The 20195-nt window shown below is 47.5% G+C and carries 16 protein-coding genes; 8 read left to right on the top strand and 8 right to left on the bottom strand.

Going from position 1 to position 20195, the window contains the following annotated elements; genetic code table 11:
* Position 1 precedes the first annotated feature (1 nt).
* The 7 genes from FHW36_RS18945 (at position 2) to FHW36_RS18975 (ending at position 10924) form a co-directional block, all read left to right on the top strand.
* Positions 2-991, top strand: coding sequence for a FecR family protein (locus FHW36_RS18945; protein ID WP_145671141.1), 990 nt, complete (start codon positions 2-4; stop codon positions 989-991).
* Positions 992-1105: 114 nt separating this feature from the next.
* Complete coding sequence (locus FHW36_RS18950) at positions 1106-3655, top strand: TonB-dependent receptor plug domain-containing protein (protein WP_145671142.1); 2550 nt, start codon at positions 1106-1108, stop codon at positions 3653-3655.
* Between the two features lie 302 nt (positions 3656-3957).
* The gene (locus FHW36_RS18955) at positions 3958-4689 is read left to right on the top strand and encodes a DUF4397 domain-containing protein (RefSeq protein ID WP_186452523.1); all 732 of its coding nucleotides are present in this window, start codon (positions 3958-3960) and stop codon (positions 4687-4689) included.
* 40 nt (positions 4690-4729) lie between these two features.
* On the top strand, positions 4730-5836 hold the full coding sequence (locus tag FHW36_RS18960) for an efflux RND transporter periplasmic adaptor subunit (protein ID WP_186452524.1): 1107 nt from the start codon (positions 4730-4732) through the stop codon (positions 5834-5836).
* A gap of 26 nt (positions 5837-5862) precedes the next feature.
* A complete protein-coding gene (locus tag FHW36_RS18965; RefSeq protein WP_145671145.1) occupies positions 5863-8961 on the top strand; it encodes an efflux RND transporter permease subunit in 3099 nt (1032 codons plus the stop codon).
* Positions 8962-8968: 7 nt separating this feature from the next.
* Positions 8969-10231: a TolC family protein gene (locus tag FHW36_RS18970; RefSeq protein WP_186452525.1), complete on the top strand. Its 1263-nt coding sequence runs from the start codon at positions 8969-8971 to the stop codon at positions 10229-10231.
* A gap of 9 nt (positions 10232-10240) precedes the next feature.
* On the top strand, positions 10241-10924 hold the full coding sequence (locus FHW36_RS18975; protein WP_145671147.1) for an outer membrane beta-barrel protein: 684 nt from the start codon (positions 10241-10243) through the stop codon (positions 10922-10924).
* Positions 10925-10967: 43 nt separating this feature from the next.
* Here the strand turns inward: FHW36_RS18975 and FHW36_RS30970 are convergent, their stop codons facing one another.
* Positions 10968-11369: an SDR family oxidoreductase gene (locus tag FHW36_RS30970; protein ID WP_222429132.1), complete on the bottom strand. Its 402-nt coding sequence runs from the start codon at positions 11367-11369 to the stop codon at positions 10968-10970.
* A 61-nt stretch (positions 11370-11430) separates the two neighbouring features.
* Positions 11431-11709 (bottom strand): SDR family NAD(P)-dependent oxidoreductase, encoded by a 279-nt coding sequence (locus FHW36_RS30975; RefSeq protein ID WP_222429120.1) that lies wholly within the window; start codon positions 11707-11709, stop codon positions 11431-11433.
* A gap of 191 nt (positions 11710-11900) precedes the next feature.
* Here FHW36_RS30975 and FHW36_RS18985 point away from each other — a divergent pair, with 191 nt between their 5' ends.
* Positions 11901-12263, top strand: coding sequence for a hypothetical protein (locus FHW36_RS18985; RefSeq protein WP_145671148.1), 363 nt, complete (start codon positions 11901-11903; stop codon positions 12261-12263).
* 92 nt (positions 12264-12355) lie between these two features.
* Here the strand turns inward: FHW36_RS18985 and FHW36_RS18990 are convergent, their stop codons facing one another.
* From FHW36_RS18990 to FHW36_RS19015, 6 genes are all read right to left on the bottom strand, one after another.
* Positions 12356-14266 (bottom strand): right-handed parallel beta-helix repeat-containing protein, encoded by a 1911-nt coding sequence (locus FHW36_RS18990; protein ID WP_186452526.1) that lies wholly within the window; start codon positions 14264-14266, stop codon positions 12356-12358.
* A 266-nt stretch (positions 14267-14532) separates the two neighbouring features.
* Positions 14533-15336 carry a sugar phosphate isomerase/epimerase family protein gene (locus FHW36_RS18995; protein ID WP_145671150.1) on the bottom strand — a complete coding sequence of 268 codons (804 nt, stop codon included), beginning with the start codon at positions 15334-15336 and terminating at the stop codon, positions 14533-14535.
* Between the two features lie 6 nt (positions 15337-15342).
* The gene (locus FHW36_RS19000; RefSeq protein ID WP_145671151.1) at positions 15343-16215 is read right to left on the bottom strand and encodes a phytanoyl-CoA dioxygenase family protein; all 873 of its coding nucleotides are present in this window, start codon (positions 16213-16215) and stop codon (positions 15343-15345) included.
* A gap of 5 nt (positions 16216-16220) precedes the next feature.
* The gene (locus tag FHW36_RS19005; RefSeq protein ID WP_186452527.1) at positions 16221-17573 is read right to left on the bottom strand and encodes a sugar porter family MFS transporter; all 1353 of its coding nucleotides are present in this window, start codon (positions 17571-17573) and stop codon (positions 16221-16223) included.
* A 218-nt stretch (positions 17574-17791) separates the two neighbouring features.
* Positions 17792-18946: a substrate-binding domain-containing protein gene (locus FHW36_RS19010; protein WP_145671153.1), complete on the bottom strand. Its 1155-nt coding sequence runs from the start codon at positions 18944-18946 to the stop codon at positions 17792-17794.
* A gap of 61 nt (positions 18947-19007) precedes the next feature.
* Positions 19008-20003, bottom strand: coding sequence for a phytanoyl-CoA dioxygenase family protein (locus FHW36_RS19015; protein WP_145671154.1), 996 nt, complete (start codon positions 20001-20003; stop codon positions 19008-19010).
* Between the last annotated feature and the right edge of the window lie 192 nt (positions 20004-20195).

The following is a 20195-nucleotide window of genomic DNA, read 5'->3' on the forward strand; positions in this document are numbered from 1 at the left end:
AATGGAACAATTACCTGACCATATAAAAAAACTACTGCTCAGAAAGCTGCATGGCATATCCGCCAAAGCCGATGACAAAATAATTGCCGACTGGGCATCGCAGGACCCTGCCTATGAAGAGGAAATTGCGCAGCTGACTACCACCTGGCGGATGGCAGACGAATGGCTGGAAGAAAAAGAATTTGATACAAATAGCGCATGGTCAAAAATAGACCAACGAATTGCACTGGCTACGGAGAAAAAAAATGACACGACCAACACCGTTTTCTGGATGAATACGTTCCTGAAAACACTAGTGGCAGCGGCTATTGTAGCAGGCTTCATTTTCGGTGGCTGGTGGTGGTATAACAAACGGCAGGAGTCCTTTACCATCATTACCGCTGCCGCTGATCAACAGGTAACACTGTCCGAAGGCACCACGGTATGGCTACGGAAAGGCGCTACTATCCGGTTTCCCAAAATATTTAAGGCTGATGAGCGGAAAATATATCTTTCGGGTGAGGCATATTTTGATGTAAAAACAATCATACAGCAGCCATTCCGTATCGAAACAGGGAAAGGGCTGATCACGGTACTCGGTACCTCCTTCCTGGTAAATGCAGGGCGTCGGCAGGAAAGAGTGGCCGTCGTTACCGGTAAGGTATTGTTTGCAGATAAAGATCATCCACAAAAAAAGTGTACGTTATCTGCCAATGAAGAAGCCATCTTCACAGGAGAAACATTTGAAAGAAAAACATTTACCAGCTCCCCGCTGCGATGGCAACAGGAAGAATTAAGTTTCAGGAGTACCTCCTTAAAAGAGGTGATCCAAACACTAGCTATTTTTTATAATCATCCTGTTAAAATTGATAGCACACAGACGCCGGGGGCCGGCGAAATATCTATCACCGCCAGCTTTGGAAAGGAATCGTTATCTCAGGCAGTAGATGAAATAGCAAAATTAACAGGACTTCATTACCGACAACAACAAGACACCCTTATTCTGTACTAACTTTTTATTTGACTTATTGTAAGGAATTTTCAGCATAGCAAGTACACGCACATTTGCGGCCGGCGGTCGTTACGGCATTTCTATTTCAACAGCTATCATGCCGTCGGCCTTCTTATGTCCGTGATACTGCCTTGCACTGCATTGAGCACGCACGCCCAGCAATCCCTTACAAAGAAAACATTTGTGTGCCATGCTGCCACCGGTAGCATTCCTTCCCTATTATCGAAAATAAGCAGCTATAGCGGTACGGTGATCGAGTATTCTACCAACTACCTCACCACCGATAGTAGCTATGCTATTGCCGATGGCAACATCATGCTGGGCACTGTACTCCATAAGCTGCTGAGTGGACAGCCAGTAACGATAGAAGAAATAAACAACAAGATCATTCTTCTGCCCGAAAAAAAATTACCTGAACGGTATCCCCTCTATGGCTTTACGATGGAAGAAGGCAGCCTGGAACCATTGGCCTACGCCACTGTACAGGACCTGGCATCCGGTCAGGTCTGCCAGGCCAACAGGTTTGGGTATTACAACCTGATGTTATCACCGGGCAAGCATTACCTGGAAGTAAAACACAGCAGCCTGCCTCCTAAAATAATCACCATCCTGCTGGAGGCATCCACCCAAAAAAACCTGGTAATCTCCCCGGTTAAACTGCCGGAAGTAAAAATTGATGCAGGCAATATCCTGCAACCCGATGGCGGCTCCCGGATGGATAAATACCAAACAGACGCCTATAACAATTTCCTGGGAGAAACAGATCCGGTCAGATCCCTGTACTTGTTGCCCGGCAATGTGGAAACGCAGGAAACTACCGGGAAACTGGTGGTCAGGGGAGGCGATCCGGATCAGAGCATTTTCCTGCTGGATGGCAACCAGGTATATAATCCCAGTCACCTGCTGGGTGAAATTTCCATTGTCAACAGTACCCTGGTTAAATCAATCCGGCAGTATAAAAATGATTTTCCCAGCCGTTTCGATGGCGCAATCTCTTCTATCACGGAAGTGAATACCCGTGATGGCAACATGGATAAATGGACGGGAGAAGCCAATGCCGGACTGCTGGCTGGCGCCATGTCCGTAGAAGGGCCGTTACGAAAGCACACGACCGCTATGATGTTTTCCATGCGCCACAGCTGGTCCAATCCCCTGTTAAATATCCTGGATGATAACTACCGGCTGCGGTTTTATGACATCCATTTTAAGTTAACACATCTCCTGGATGCAAATAATAAATTGATGTTTACCGGTTACCTGGGTAAAGATCACCTGAATCTGGACCGCCCGGATTATCAGCGTTTGCAGGCCTGGGGTAACCGACTGGGAACGCTTAACTGGATTCATTTACTCGGCGCCCGCTCATTTGTGAGCACCACGGTAAACGCCAGCAACTATCGCAATCTCGCCGGCATTAAGTTCGCCTTATTCAATGACTCTACCCGGGAAGCCGAAGATAGTAAAGCATTTAACAACTATGCATCCATTGACAAACTGGAAGCAAAAACCCAGTTTGAATACAACGCATTGCCTAGTGTCCGGTTCCGGTTTGGCGTCCGATACGCCCATACCACCATCAAGCCTTTCAATACCAGCATCTCGCCGGAATTCCTGGAGGAGGTTGATTATTATCAGCCGATGCAACCACTTCGCTTCGGCGAGTTTGCCCTTTACGCTGAAAATGAATGGCGCATTGGGTCCAACCTGTTAATCCGGCCGGGGCTGAATTATGCCACGTACAAATTCCGTGACTATACCCACCGTTCCCTGCAACCCCGGCTATTTGCCGCATGGCGGGTTAATAAGGACCAGCAGTTTACTTTTTCGTACGCCCGCATGGTGCAATACCTCCACCAGGTAACCACGCCGTTTTTGGGCATCAACAGCGAGTTTTGGGTACCCAGTACCGGGTTACTGCGTCCTGTGGAAAGCCATATGGTCAACCTGGGATACAATTTCAATGATAAAAAAGGGCTGTTCCTCTCTGCAGATGTCTATTACAAGGTGATGAGAAATAATACCAACTTCGCAGAAAAGGGAAATATTTTCTATGATGAAGACACCTGGGAAACAGATATCCTTGCCGGGAAAGGCTGGAGCTACGGGCTGGAACTACTGTCGAGGAAACAAATCAACAAATGGCAGTTCCAGTTCTCTTATGCCCTTACGTGGAGCGAAAGACAATTTCCGGGTATTAACGAAGGAAAAAAATATCCCTTCCGCTATGACCGGCGACATAATTTAAATGCCACCATCAACTATAGTCCGCTTAAAAACTGGGAGCTGGGGCTGGTATGGTATTTCAGCTCTGGCGATGCTGAATTCCTGCCCCCTGGAACAAATGAAGACTTTGATACCCCCACGCCCGTGAACCCCAGCAATAAAGAACCCGACAATAATAATCCTTTTGTATTTGACAGAAGCGGGTACCGGTTCAAACGACTACCACCCTATCATCGGCTGAATTTTAACACCAGCTTCTCTTTCCCTACCGGTAAGCAACTTACACACAAGGTATCTGCGGGCCTTTACAATGCCTACCAGGCACGTAACAAATATATCCCCGATGTTTGGAACCTGGAAAATAGTGGCTACAATACTACCTTATCGGGAAACCGTTTATTTGATCTCACCTTCTATTTGTCCTATACGCTTAAATTCTAACTTTTTTTTCCTCCGCGTAGGAAGTTTCCACTTTTTGGTGTTTTCATGACAGATATGGTTATGTTGACCCCAAATGTAACTTTTGGCTCATATCATACCTACAATTAACCGGAGGCGCTGTAATAGCGCCTCCTATTCTCATTTCCATAAGATCCGGGATGCTTATAAAATAAAATGTTAAAGATCCTGTGTGCACTCACAAAAGATAGGAAGATCATACTACTTCCTGTTTATAAATCGTGTAGTCCATCAACATAATAACCGCATGATACATTTATCAGCAAACTAAAAATTAAATGAAAATGAGAAAAACAACAAACGCACTAAAAGTAGCATCTGTATGTGTATTAGCTGGCCTATCGATAGCCGCCTGCAAAAAGAAATCAGATAACACCCCGGATGTAGCAGTAGCTTATTTGCAGGTGATACACGCCTCTCCTAAAACAGCAGAAGTAATGGTCAATGTAAACGAAAAGAAAACACAGCAAAAAGTACAATACCTGACTGCGCCAAAACCATATACCATGCTGCAACCAGGCAAAGACCTTCCTGTTAAACTAACCCTGGGAAACGATGTGGTAGCGGAAAGTAAGTTTACTTTCGAAAATGCGGTGAGCTATAGCTTGTTCATATATGATACACTCAAGAATAACAAAGTAAAATTCATTGTGCTCAAAGACATGGTTAGCAACCCCGGCGCCGCTAAAACAAATGTCCGTTTCCTGCACCTCTCACCCAATACTACGCCGGTAGATATTGATGTATTCAAGGATAAAGACAGCACCAGGCTGGTAAAAGCCACTGCTTACATTGGCAATAATCCGGACGCCGCTGCGCTTTCCATGTTCAAAACCATTGCTGCCGGTACGTACCGGGTAAAAGTGAAAACCCAGGTAGGTACCGGGACTGTGACTCTGCTGGATATCCCTTCACTTCAGCTAGATGGGAAGAAAACAGTCACTTTATTTCTGAAAGGCCTCACTGGCGGTAAAGCAGATGCTGCTACCGGTTTACAACTATGGCTGCATAGATAAAAGCCCGGCACCCGCACTCATGACTCTTAACAATGGCACAATGAAACATATACAGGCGTTATTTTATAGTACCTTGCTCCTGGCATCCTGTACACAAAGCACTTCCCGGGCACCTGTCAGCAGCTGTGAACTACACGGCGACACCGTGATTGTATATCCGCAATCCGGCCTGGCAAAAAAAATCCATGTTGATACCATCACCACACAGCTGCTGCGCCAGCAGATGCCGGCAGCAGGCCTGGTAAAATTAATTCCGAACAAGTTCGCTGAAATAGCACCTACCTTTTCAGGCAGGATCATTTCCGCTTACCTGAAACTTGGCATGAACGTAACACCTGGCACGCCCCTGTTTGCCATGAGTTCACCGGATTTTATTAACGCACAGAAAGCATTTTTCCAGGCAAAAGAGCAACTGTTGCTGGCAGAGAAAAAACTGGCACGGCAGCGCAACTTAGTCGCTAACGGCGTAGGCATTCAGCGGGAATTGGAAGAGGCACAGATGAATTACGACGTAGAAAAAAAAGAATATGAAAGCGCACGGCTGAGCATCCGGTTATTCAAGGCCAATCCGGATGAATTGATCCTCGGACAGCCCCTGATCATCTATGCCCCCATTGCTGGTGAAGTAGTAGAAAATAAAGTGGTAGTAGGTCAACTGATAAAAAATGACGGCGCCAGCGTGGCCGCGGTGGCGGAGCTATCAAAGGTATGGGTGGCAGGTCACGTCAAAGAAAAAGACATGGGTGCGATTCGCCAGCTTAGTCAATCACAGATCACGATTGCGGCGTTACCAGGTAAAATTATACAAGGCACCATCTTCCATATCAACGAACTGATCGAAGAAAGCTCCCGCAGCGTGGAAGTATTGATGGAATGCGACAATGCCGATCACGTACTTAAACCGGGTATGTATGTGAACGTTAATTTCGAAAATACGCCGCAGCCTACCATCCTGATTACCCCAAAAGCATTACTGCAGCAAAGCAATAACTCCTTCGTATTCCGGCAGATCGCTGCTGGCAGGTACGTACGCCAGCAGGTAGAAACAAACGGTGCACTCGGCAACAAGGTGGTGATAAAGTCGGGGCTTTCTAAAAACGATACCATCATCAGCGATGGCGCCTATTACCTATTGGACGCCAGGTAGCCATTACCTATTAATCTGAGAATAACATGATGAACCTGATTTATATAACCATCCGGAAAAGATGGCTACTGATAGGCTTTTTTATAATGCTGGCACTGTTTGGCTACTATTCGTGGAAACAATTATCTATCGAAGCATACCCGGATATTGCGGATGTAAGTGCCCAGATTATTACGCAGGTACCTGGTCTGGCAGCAGAGGAAATGGAACAGCAGATTACCATCCCCGTAGAGCGGGTACTGAATGGTCTTCCCGGCATGAGTGTCATGCGCAGTAAAAGTACTTTTGGCTTATCTATCGTTACCGTTGTTTTCCAGGATGGTTATGAAGACTACTGGGCGCGGCAACGCATCAATGAAAAGTTAAATGCGCTGACACTGCCCTATGGCGCCAAACCAGGCATGGACCCATTGACTTCCCCCATCGGGGAAATTTACCGGTATGTTATTGAAAGTAAAGGCCACGATCTGCGGGAGCTTACCGACCTGCAAAACTGGGTAATTGTACCGCGCTTAAAACAGGAAGCCGGGGTAACCAACGTCACTAATTTCGGCGGCATTACCACGCAATACCAGGTAGAACTGGATCCGGCGCGGTTAGCGCAATATCAGCTGTCGCTCGGCGATGTACAGGCTGCCATCGTTAACAATAATGCCAACGCCGGCGGAAGTATCCTCAACCAGGGCGATCTTGGCTACGTCATCCGCGGTATCGGGCTGGTGAAAACACTGGAAGGACTTGGCGACCTTGTTATCAAAACCAATAACGGTGTTCCCATCCTGTTAAAAGACGTAGGTGAACTCAGGTATGGCAACCTGGAACGAAAGAGCATACTGGGTTTCACCGACCGGGAAGTAGACTACAATGAGAGTATTGAAGGAGTAGTACAATTACTAAAAGGGCAAAACCCTTCGTTGGTATTGCAGGGAGTACACAATGCCATTGATGATCTCAACAATCACCTGCTGCCTGATGGGGTGCGGATCCGGCCCTATATGGATCGCACTGACCTCGTGAATACTACCCTGAATACAGTTTCTCACACCTTGATAGAAGGCATGATGCTGGTCATCATCGTACTCATCGTATTTCTTGGCAGCTGGCGTGGGGCGTTGATTGTGGCCATTACAATACCATTGGCATTGCTGATCGCTTTTATATTGATGTACTTCACCAACATCCCGGCCAACCTGCTTTCCCTCGGCGCCATTGACTTTGGGATTATCGTGGATGGCGCTATTGTGATGATGGAAACGATTCTGAAAAAGCGGGAAGAAAATGAACTGGCGCCGCTGGAAGAGCATTCCATCGCGCAGCGGGCGGCGCTCGTTGGCAAGCCGGTATTATTTGCTACCATCATTATCATTACCGCCTACCTGCCTTTGTTTGCCTTTGAAAGAGTAGAACGTAAGCTGTTTACACCGATGGCGTTTACAGTGAGCTACGCCCTGGTAGGCGCATTGATAGTGGCGATGTTGCTGATACCTGGTCTCGCTTACAGTGTATACCGGAAGCCCCGCAGGTTATACCATAACAAATGGCTGGAGAAATTATCTGTATCCTACCTGGCCCGTATCAGGAAGATTATGCAAAAGCCTAAAAGGGTATTGTGGCCACTGGGCGCGGTGTTGATAAGCGCCGCTATACTTTCCGCCACTGTAGGCAAAGACTTTCTTCCCTCTTTAGATGAGGGCTCTATCTGGTTACAGGTACAACTCCCCACAGGTATATCGCTGCAGAAGTCGAAAGAGATGAGTGACTCATTACGCATAGTGACCATGAAACACAGGGAGATCACCTATATGATGGTGCATGCCGGCAGAAATGACGATGGAACAGATCCCTGGTCGGCCTCCCATTTTGAATGTTCTATAGGCCTCCGGCCTTACAAAGAATGGCCTAAAGGAAAAACCAAAGCCGACCTTATTGAGGAACTGGTGGCCGACTATGCCGCTATGCCGGGTTATACCGTGGGGTTCAGCCAGCCGATGATTGATAATGTGATGGACCGGATATCAGGTGCCCATAGTGAGTTGGTGGTAAAAGTATATGGAGATGATTTTACAGAAACCAGGCGAATAGCTCAACAGGTGCTACAGAGCCTGAAAAAAATAAAAGGTGCGGTAGATCTGTCTATCGACCAGGAGCCTCCGCTCCCACAGTTGCAAATTAAAATCGACAGGGCCGCTTTGGCGCAATATGGACTGAATGTAAGTACGGTGTCAGAGCTAATAGAAGTGGCTATTGGTGGCAAACCGGTGTCCCAGCTTTTTACCGGCAATAAGGTATATGATATCACCTGCCGTTATAAAGAAGATAGCCGGAATACGCCGGAGAAGATTGCCAACCTGATGCTGGCATCCCCCACGGGGGCCAGAATTCCTTTGTCGCAGGTAGCTGCTGTCAGCACTACTACCGGGGAAGGTACCATCACCCGGGAAATGAATAAAAGGCATCTAACGGTAAAGCTAAATCTCCGGAACGTGGACCTGTCTTCTTTTATGGAACAGGCCAGGAGCAGTATTGAAAAAAACATCTCTTATGATCACGGGAAATACCGGATTGTATGGGGAGGCCAATTTGAAAATCAAAAGCGCGCCTACGCAAAACTGGCAGTGGTGGTGCCCGTAACGCTGCTGTTTATGTTCTTCCTGTTGTATGGCGCATTTGGGCGGTTCAGGCAGGCGGGACTGATCCTGAGCATTGTTCCGCTAGCGCTGTTTGGTGGCATGCTGGCGCTCAACATCCGGGGAATGACGTTGAATGTATCCTCTGCAGTGGGCTTTATCGCCTTGTTTGGCGTAGCCATTCAAAATGGGGTGATCATGATTTCCAATTTCAATGAACTGCGTATACAAGGGGCTACCTTATTGGAGGCGGTGATTGCCGGCGCTGCGAACAGGTTCAGGCCTATCCTGATGACTGCTACCGTAGCCATTCTTGGCTTATTGCCTGCCTCGCTGGCCACCGGTATTGGCTCAGACGTTCAGCGCCCGCTGGCTACCGTGGTAGTATATGGATTGCTGGCTGCTACCGTCATCACATTATTTGTTTTGCCGGCATTGTATTATCTGTCTGAAAGCAAATGGGGCGCTACAGACTATCAGCAAAAGGATGAAAAATAGTAAACAGATGGCTATGAGATATGGTAATATCCTGCTATTGCTTTTTTTAGCACTACAGGGAAATGGACAAACCAAAGATTCACTGATCTATCCCCGTTTCCTGGCGGAAGTCACCAATAACAACCTGGCGTATGCTGCTGAGCGGTTCAACGTGAACCTGGCCACCGCAAGGGTTGCGGCGGCAAAAGTTTTCCCGGATCCCAGCCTGTCATTTGGCTGGGTAGATAACGGTCAAAAGAGAATGAAAATGGGATATGGATTTAATACCTCCGTCAGCTGGCTGCTGGAGCTGGGCAATAAGCGGCAAGCGAGAAGTAGTGTAGCATTGAGTCAGCTGGAATTGACGCATCTCCTGCTGGAAAACTACTATCGCAACCTCCAGGCAGATGCCACGCTGGCCTACCTGCAAGCCATACTACAGGAAAACCTGCTTACCGTAACACGGGAATCTTATCAAAGCATGTCGCTGTTTGCCCGTGCAGATAGTATCCGCTTTCAACTGGGAGAAATCAAAGCAGTAGATGCCCGCCAGAGTAAGCTGGAAGCCGCCAATATGCTGAATACGGTGTACCGGAATGAAGCCACCTTTAAGGCCGCCTTATTACAACTGGGCATGCTGATGGGAAAATCATCGGATACGCTTTACTACCCGGCTGCTCTCAAATCTAGCTTTGACCGGGAGTTTAGTTTAAAAGACCTGATCGATGCCGCGATCAGCCACCGCGCAGATATCCTGGCTGCAGGGAAAGACAAAGAAGTAGCTCATAACCTGGTAAAACTGGCGCAGGCCAACCGGATGCCCGACCTGGGTTTGGCACTGGGGATGGCACAAAACTCCGGCGCCACTAACGTCATCGCACCTACGCCCTCTACCAATGTTATCTCTGCAGGCATTAGCATCCCATTGAAATTCTCCGGCAGGTCCAGGGCGGAGCTGCTATCAGCCCAATACAGCGCCGCCCAGGCTGCCGCCCGTTATCAGCAGGCAGCATTACAGGTACAAACCGAAGTAGCTACCAGCTATTATAACTACCTCGCTGCCCGCAAGCAGGTAAATCAATTTCACACCGGGATATTGGAAGATGCAGAAAAAGCATTGGCAGGTAAAATATACAGTTACCGGTCCGGCGAAATCAACCTGCTGGAAGTACTGAATGCCCAACGCACCTACAACAGCCTCAAACAAAGCTATTACGAGGCATTGAATGGGTATGCCGCAGCGCTGGTAGAAATGGAAAGAACAGCCGGTATCTGGGACATTAACTTATAAACGAATGATATGAAACATACGCTGATGATGATATTTTTCCTCGCGTTGCTCCAGCCTGTCTGCGCCCAGCAAGACAGCAGTGGATACCGGGAAGTATCATTTGGTATCAAGGCAGGGATGTCGGCCGGCTCACTATATGGTAAGGACCTCCATTTATTATCGACCGGCAGCTACGTAAAACCTTTACCCGGCATATTTGCCGGCATTACCGTACAAACCAGGTTAGGCAAATATTTTGGCATACAGTCGGAATTATCAGTGGGGCAAAGCCCGTTGATGCTGCACCTGTTAGACAGCAATAGTCAACAGGTATACAACAGCCGTTTTAAAAGTACTTACCTGCTCATCGCCCCCATCACACCTACCGTATACTTTCATGGATTCCGGTTATCTGCCGGCCCTTATGTAAGTGGGTTGCTGCATAGCAGCATAGAACGAAAAGGCGCCAACGGACAAATAACAGCAGATAAAAACATTTTCGGCACCGCTACTGCGTCCGGAGGATTTCGCTACAAATTAGATGCGGGCATCGCGGTACAGCTGCGTTACGAATGTAAAAACGGCTGGAATATAGGCGCAGGCTACTCCCGGGGATTTATACTGGTGATAGAAGATCCCCGCATGCAACATCAATGGAAAATATACAACCAACAATTCAACCTTTTCCTGGGTTACCAATGGCGGAAAAAATAAAACAGGAAAAACAAAGCCTCCGCGTTATCGCGGAGGCCTTTTATCAACTCATATACCAGTCGCCGTTTACATTCAGGGTTTGGCCATTGATGTAGCCATTGGTGGCCAGCAACAATACCACCGACGCTACTTCATCCGGCTGATCAAAGCGGCCGATAGGAATTAATGTGGGCTTAATACTGGGGTTGTCCTTAACCATATCTGTGGCAATCAGCGTAGGAGCGATGGCGTTGGCAGTAATGCCGCCATTACGGGCCAACAATGCTGCATAAGAGTGGGTAAGCCCGATGAGCCCTGCTTTGGAGGCCGCGTAGTGCGGGCCAATCACACCGCCTGTTTGCGCTGCCACAGAAGAAATATTGATAATTCTTCCATAGTTCTTTTCAATCATAGCAGGGATTGCATATTGTGTTGTTAAAAATGCAGATGTTAGATTTACGTCCAGCGCCTGCTAAAAGTCCCGTAGCGATACCTCCTGCAGCGAGCGGGTGGGATTAATCCCCGCATTATTTACCAAAATGTCTACCCTCCTGGGAAACTTTCCGGATGTTGTCAAACAAATTGTTCACCGCTTTTTCACTGGCTACATCCACCTGGAAAGCAAAAGCCTTGCCTCCTCTTGAGGTAATATGCTGAATCACTTCCTCTGCCCGTTCCCGGTTGCTATGGTAGTTAACAATAGCGGTGGCGCCGGCGGCGGCCAGGTGTATAGCGATGTCTCTGCCCCAACCCCGTGAGGAGCCGGTCACGAGGGCTACCTTTTGTTCCAGTGGTTGTTGTTCCATAATTGTCTGTTTTATAATCATTATCCATAATCAGGGAACAAATTTAAGATTAAATGCATCGGACGATTAACGTAGACTCACAGATAAAGGCCTTATAACTATTTGTTAAGATTATCCAAAAACGATATCCATCATTAAACGACAAATGCTATTACCGATCTATCTACTATAACATGTAAAACACTTTTATTATGAGAGCACCCATCTTATTAACAGCCCTTGTAGTTACCACCATGGCCATTTCTAATATTGCATCTGCACAAAATCAATTACCAGAAACCAAATGGCAAAAGAATCACCCCAATTGGACAGCCAATCATCCTGGCAGAACAGAAGTAAACGACCGCCTGGCTAACCAGGACAGGCGCATTAACCGCGAAGTAAGAAATGGTGAAATCTCCCGGGCTCAAGCCAATAAGATGCACTGGGAAGACCGTTCGGTAAGAAGAGAAGAGCGGAAAATGGCCGCAAGGAATGGCGGACACCTTACCCATGGAGAAGTGGCAACGCTGAATCACAGGGAAAATCGGATAAGCAGACGGATCGGACATTAATAGCCGTTTATATTATAACAAGAGGCCTGCTCCTTAATACGGAGTCCAGGCCTCTTTCTTGGGGCTATTCAATATCCTATGCTCATAGCTCCTTACCAGACTTTGAAACGAAGCTTGCCGCCAGCGCTCATTTCAAAAGGACCAGGAGCAGGGTGCAACTTTCTTTGTTTGCCGGCATAATCTGTACTGATCTTTACCAGGGATCCATCCGGGTTTTCAAAGAAAAGGCCGGGTATCAGTGCTTTCCCCAGCCCTTCTGTTGTGATCATCTCCCTATCTATATTCAGCCAGTTCTTATTAATATTCATTTCGAGAAAAATGTCGGCACCCTGGTTCACCAGGCGTGCATCGGCATCAAAAGTAGTGTCCAATACAGCGCTTTCCTCCTTTGCCGCTTGTTCCTTATACCGCTGCATTTTCTCCTGTGCATGCTGATCCATTTCACCATATCCCCTTTTCAATTTGGCATTATTAATGCCGGTAGCACCCTTCGTATATACGTTCCCTTTAAAGCTAACAGGCAGCAACGCGCTACTATACTGGCTGGCATTACCGCCCCTTACAAACAGGTTATTGAAAAATCGGATATCCCCATCGGGGTTATCGTGCAGTGCCTGCACAAATGTGGAATGTGACAACATAAAAGGTGTCATCCTGGAATCATAATGGATCACATCCATTTTACCACCAAAAATATTATGCACAAAGGCGGCGCCACTGGAGTTCATCAGCAAGCTGGTGGCGGAAAGCAGGATATTGTTGCTCACCAGCATTGGTCCGTGATTCACTTCCAGGAAAATATCGAGCCCGTTGTCATGCATCAGGTTACGTTGCAGCTGTGCCCCCTGCGCCATCCAGTCGAGCCAGATGCCCATATTGGTATTGTAAATATGGTTATTGATGATCTGTACGTCTATGGCGCCATGAAATTTGATGCCAGCCATCTCCGCACCATCAAACAGTTTATGCACATGAATATCATGTATCGTGTTGTGCTGGATAAGGCTGAACGAGCATCCCAGGCTACCCACAATACCCGTTTGCTCACAGTAGGCTACGATATTGTCACGCACCACATGCCCACCTATAGTGCCCTTGTTCCACCCGAAAGCCAGTGCGCGTTTAATTGTGCCCACATATCCTTCTGCCGATTCCGTATCCTTGTTATCAAATGTATCTCCATATTTACCCAGGGCAATACCTACGCATTTAGAATATTGAATGGTATTGTTTTCTATGATCCATCCACGGCTCCAGTGCGTTCCGATCAGGCCCATCTGCTCCGCTGTTGGCGGCGCCCAGTTGGTGGCGGCATGCTCCATCACAAAACCGCGTACGGTAATAAAATTGATGAAAGGCTTATCAGGATAAAATACTACAGGCCGCACGTTGATCTCTACCAACTGGCTATTCGGGTCCACACCCTTGAATTGCGCCTGGATAGTGGTATTAGCGCTGTCTACAACCGCCCACCACAACGGGTTCCCGGCATCAGCAGCAGATAAGGCCTGTTCCTGGCTGGCTGCTTCCATCAGCCAGCTGCCATTAAGATAAACGGCACCACGGTGATATTGGCGGTCCTTCGGCTTAGGCCAGAACCAATCGCCATGTATCAACTCCTTATACGGATTGAAGTCGCCAAATAAAGTATTAGGGATTACTGCTTCCCACGTGTCTTTTTGTAACCGTTTCCACCCCTTCACGATCTCTGATCCTTTAATTTCCACCCGTTCGCCCTTGGCCGCCTGGTACGTGATACGCTTCGTATCAGAGTCGCCACCCCTTGGTGGAGTGATCCGCTCGCGATACACGCCGGCATGCACGGTGATCACATCTCCCGGCATCGCCATAGCTGCAGCCGCTGAAATTGTTTTTAGGGGATGCTGCCAACTACCATCATTACTATTATCTCCATTCATGGATACATGGTACTCCTTACCATGCTGTTGTGCCGCAGCGACAGTACCTATCATTACGAAAATGAGTAAAAAAAATTGCTTCATAGTGTCTGTTATCATGTTAATTTATAAAGAAAACAGGTTGGGAACAACCCGTTGTTACTTAGTCCATTGTGTCGTTCATTTAAAAACGAACCAAAATCATTAACCTCCTTGAAAGGAGGCTAGCATTCACTTAAATCTCACGTTATAATTCAAAAATTACCTGTCTATTTAAAATATAAAGTGATTCACCTCTCAACAAGAGCAAAGTAAACCCACGAATATATATCCGCGGGCACTCTCATGTGAAGTGAACAAATTACCCGTTATTATGAATACCTGTCTCTCAACAGGTTCATCATATATACATTCACCTGCCATTGATCCACTACTGGCTTACCCGTTGATGGCTCATATACCATATAGGGATAAGGACCAAATTCGGTAGTAATGGTTACTGTTTTCTCTTCACGCTGTAGCCTTGCCACGATATCATCCCACCACGACAAATGTCTGCTTACGGCATATTCCCATTGGGCCATACGTGGATCTGACACCTGTGGGCCTTCTGTATACCCCACCCTTGCATGGATATGGTCGGTTCGTTCTATCGCCAGCTGCATCGCGGCGACCTGGTCTTCCAGGTATGACTCCGCCACGCATACCCAGTGCGAGGCATCCAACGTAATCCGCAATGCCGGTATCTGTTGGAGATAAGTACTCATAATATGCGCAGCAAAGGAAAACTTGTTACGGTGCGTTTCATGGATTACCAGCCGGCCACAGGCATTGGCTGCATCAATTAACTGCTTATTCTGATGAAAGGAAAAATAGTCCTTGCCAGTCTGCGAATTGATCTTCACCACAGGATATCCTGCCATCTTCTCCAGCCACTTACAATAATTATCATAATGCTGGGAGAAATCGGCATCATTGGTATCGTAATGTTGTGCAATAATTTCCAATCCTGCTTTAGCCGCCAGGTTCCATACCTGCTCCAGCGCCTGCTCTGGCGTATTGAAGGCTATGCCGCACTCAATACCATCGTACCCTTCCTCCTTAACCTTTTTAATGAACGCCTCCCACGAAAGTGACTCGCTTCCCCACCGTGGACAAAAAAATTGAATAGCCATATTGTTCTAAATACTTTTTATTATTCTTAACACCTCCGGACGGAGATAGGGTTTGTTTGCATCTACTGTCCCTTTCCAGGTATAAGGGTCTTCGCCGGATATCATTACAATATCCCGGAGATCCTCCGTTGGTGGCAACTTCCCGTCCTGATCCCAGGGCAACATCGATTCGGCGCTCATGTAATGATTGACCAGCGCGCTGCGGAAACAACCGGTCGTTTTGTTACGCAGCGAACTATGCAAAGTATACCCATTAAAAAACACGACGGACCCACTCTTCACTTCCACTGGCACCGGCTGTTCCGGGCATCCGGATACATCCACCGTATCTACATCGGCATATTCATCACTGTTGTTGGGCACTCTTGACATAATGTAACCCGGTCGTCCGGGAATGATCCATAAACAGCCGTTTTCAATTGTAGCATCATCAATGGCAATCCATACGCCTGTCAGCGAGCGGTCGCGGGTGGGGATATAATATTCATCCTGGTGCCACGATTGCCCTGCTTTTCCGGGCCCTTTCACAAATAACATCGACTGCATGCATTTTACGTTACTGCTGATGATGCTTTGTAAGGTCTTTACTATTTTTTCATGGAACAAGTAATGGTAGATCACAGGAGATATTTTATGTGGAAAATGGATGGCAACATATTTTCTCAATACGTCTTCATCCGTCATACCGGCCTCCACATCGAGCAGCCCTTCCAGTTGGCCGCGCTCCCCCCTGAAGATGGCAGCCGTTTCCTTTTTCAACGCTGCTATTTCCTCCGGTTGCAACAAAGAAGGTGCAACCAGGTAGCCGTTATCAGCATAAAAGGAAATATTCTCCCTGCTAATACCAGCTGCTGCTATAAAAGCATGTTCATTGTTCATAAAAATTATTTTGATGGGAAAAATAATGTCTCGATCTCTTCCAATGATTTACCCTTCGTTTCTTTTACCCTGGTAAACATGTACCAGCATGCAATAAGACATATTCCCGCGTAACAATACATGGTGGCGGCAGTGCCCAGCTGACGGGCCATCACCGGAAACGTATAAGTAACTATAAAGTCAGCCAGCCAGAGCGCCAGCGTGGCAACCGACATCGCAAGTCCTCTTACCCGGTTAGGGAAAATCTCGCTGAGGTACACCCACGTAACCGCTCCCAGTGTACAGCCAAAAGATGCAACATATAGCAACGTAAAGGCCAACACAATATAATGGTCGAAATAAGATAGCTGAAAACAAGCCCCCACGGCCATCAAAGACACCGTCATAGTCAGACTCCCGATAAGAAAAAACATTTTTCTACCGAGCCGGTCTACAAAACCGATGGCAAACAGTGTAGCCAATACCGTTACAATACCCACACCAATGGTCTGCATCAGGGAAGATGATCCACTGATGCCTGTTTGCCGGAAGATGACCGGCGCATAATAGATAATCGCATTAATACCTGTTATCTGCTGAAATACGGCAATGAGTATTCCCAGCCACAGTACGGCGCGGTACTTCATGCTGAACAGTTCCTTAACAGATGAGTGAGACGCTTGCTGGTAACTTTTTTGTATAGCCTCCATCTCCGCTTCCAACGGCGCCTCGCCATGTATCTTCTCCAACACGGTTTTTGCCTCCTGCTGCCGCCCGCGCCTGATCAGCCACCTCGGTGTTTCAGGCACCACTAGCAAAAAGGCCAGGAATAATACCGACGGAACAGCTTGAGACGCAAACATCCAGCGCCAGTTATTTTCGCCGGTGTGGTCCAGCAACAGGTTGGAACAATATGCCAGCAATATGCCGGAAGCGATCGCCATCTGGTAGAAAGCCACCAGCCGGCCTCTTAGCCTGGCCGGAGCCATTTCTGCTATATACATCGGTGATACCAGCGCCGCAGCACCTACACCCAAACCTCCCAGCAACCGGAAGAAAACAAACCAGTGCAACTGCTCCGATAAACCAGCACCTATGCCCGAGGCAGCAAAAAGCAATGCACACACCACCAGCACCAAACGCCTGCCATATCGGTCTGCCGCCCCGCCAGCCAGCAAAGAGCCCGCAGCGCAGCCAATTAATATCGCGCCTACCGCCCATCCCAACAAGTATTCATCCAGCGAAAAATACGCTGAAATATAAGGGATGGCTCCCGATATCACCGCAGTATCAAATCCAAATAATAATCCCCCTAACGCTGCCACGCAGGTAAACAGCCAGATATACCGCCGGTTCACACCAGCGGCTATCGGCTCCATTCTTTGTAAATCGACAGTTGTGACAGTTGAAGGTATACCTGGACTTTCCATTAACAGTTGTTTGTTATCAAAACGAGGAATAAAACAGCGCTATGCTAACGCAATGTTGGCTGATAGCTTCAATATAGCGCTATTGATTAGGACGGTAAATTATTCTAATCCCCGTTTCTACCGAATGTCATTTTGCGAAAAAAAGCAGTCAATTTGCGGCCGGCATTTCACTTGAAGCGGCTCCTGTATATTTTTGGGGTAATGCCTGCATACCCCCTGAAATACCGCGTAATATTATCCAGGTTTCTAAAGTTCATCTCGCAGGCAATTTGTTGTACGGTAAACCGTGAATGTTCGAGTAAATACTTGATCCGCTCTACCCGCACCTTTTTAATCTCTTCCAGTATTGAACTTTGTAACAACAGGTGGAACCTTTTTTCCAGGGCTCTTCTCGACAATGTAGTAGCTTTCACCACATCCAGCACCGTAATATCTTTCACCGGTGCTGCATTGGCGATATAATGCAGGGCCACCCGCACCTGCTCATCATTGACCGCCATCGCATTCGTAGAATTCCTTGCGATGACTGCTGTTGGTTTCATACCAATGATACCGGGAGGCCTTTCCTTGAATTCGATCCAGCGGCTCAGCGCCATTGCGGCCTGAGTGCCGGCCAGCCTCGCGTTATGGTCAATGCTGGATAACGTAGGACTCGATATTTCACAGATCATCTCATCGTTGTCGGCCCCCAGGATAGAAAGATCATCCGGTACCCTTATCCCCAACGTCTTCGCCGCTTCGAGCAATTGGGTGCTCAACTCATCCGTGACCGAAAAAACAGCACAAGGCCTGGGCAGCCTGGCCAACCATTTCGCCAGCTTACCGGGAAGGTCTTCCCATAACAAATGGGTATTATCGAAATTAAAGCTATGCACACCATAACCAGCATTTTCTATATACTTAACATAAGCCGCTTCCCGCTCCTGCGACCATTTGAAATCCTTGAACCCCAGGAAGGCAAAATTACTATACCCCTTCGGAATGAAATAAGCGGCCGCCAGATCGCCAACAGCATAATTATCTCCCCACACATTCACCTGCTCTACATAAGGACTGGTATGCGGTAATATGATCAGGGGAACCTTCAACCGGAACAGTTGTTTAAGACCATCCATCTCCCTTGTGATGATACCATCCGGCTTCCATGCTTTTACCCGCTCAATGAGGCGATGCTGGTGATCGGCGTGTATGAATTTCGGGGAAAAGAAAAAGAAAAGGAACTTGTCGTGGATTTTATTGAAATCCGCGATACCAGTTAGTATATCACGATCGTAGGCCCTGGAAGCATCCAGCAATACCGCCACTTTTTGCTTAGTCTTCACATTGTTGGTAATTTATAACATCATACACGTACACAAAGGTCATCTAATTTCCGGAAACATTTCAACGAGAAGACAACACGTTATACTTACAAGGATACAGCGTTGCGGCATCCACCTTTGGCACTGCGCGCAGCAAGGACTCCAGCTCACTGCTTTCCTTAAACAACAAAGGAAAATGCCTGCTGGTAAGCGCTACATCATGCGGCATAGGCGGGAAGTGACGTAATGCCTCCAGCCGCTCATAGTTATTTATATTACTCAGGGTACCGTCTGCCATAGCATTCAGCACAATAGCCCGCCTTGGCCGTTCTGAATAATTCGCATAGGAACCATGCATCATGAGTGGATGATGGAAGCTCGCATATCCCCTGGGCAATTCATTGGCAACTTTTTTATCAAAAATACGCACCTGCTCTTCACTCAAAACGCCCCGCACTGCATCCATATCGCCTGTTAACCCGGTAATGGGCAGCAGTCCCCACTGATGGCTACCTGGCACATAATAAAGGCAACCATTTTCCGTATTGGCATCATCCAGCCCGATCCAACAGGTAAGATGATGCATCGGCTTAGTGAAAGTCCAATAAGAAAAATCCTGGTGCCAGGCCACTACGCCGCCATGCCTTGCCGGTTTGCAAAATAGCTGATCGTGAAAAAGCCGGAAAGGAACGCCCAGCAATTGATACGCCGCCATCCGGTAGGCCGGGCTCCAGATCAGGTCATGAAATCCGGGCGTGATCCGCCATCCGCCGATAGCATGAAAAAGCACTTTATCCGGATCTTCCGATTCATTACTTTCATAATGGAAGAACAATTCTTTTTCCTTTTCACCGGGCGTTTGCAACTGCTCCAACTCCTTATTGAGCACATCCACCTGGTTAGCACTGAGCAAAGGTATGCCGGAGATATATCCGTTTTCCTGGAAATCGCGTACCTGTGCTTCACTCAGTATGTATGGTTCCCAGTCTTTCGCAGACAGCGGTTGAGGAAAGAGGTCTCCAACCGGACCACCGTGGTCCGCCAAATCAAATGACAATGTTGATACTTGTATTTTCATAACGACGCTTTGATAGATAAAAGAAGTGTGTCAGCAATATATAAGAAAACGTTAGCACCAGGATTGTCTGATTGCGAAAAAAAACTGTCTTTTTGCGAATAACTTCAGGTACTATAAAACGTTCGCTAAAACAGCAGGCCCCCCGGAAACGGGAGGCCCTTTTTCATTCTATTAACTACCGATTATTGGTCT

This window comes from Chitinophaga polysaccharea (assembly GCF_007829335.1).
Taxonomy (GTDB): domain Bacteria; phylum Bacteroidota; class Bacteroidia; order Chitinophagales; family Chitinophagaceae; genus Chitinophaga; species Chitinophaga polysaccharea_B.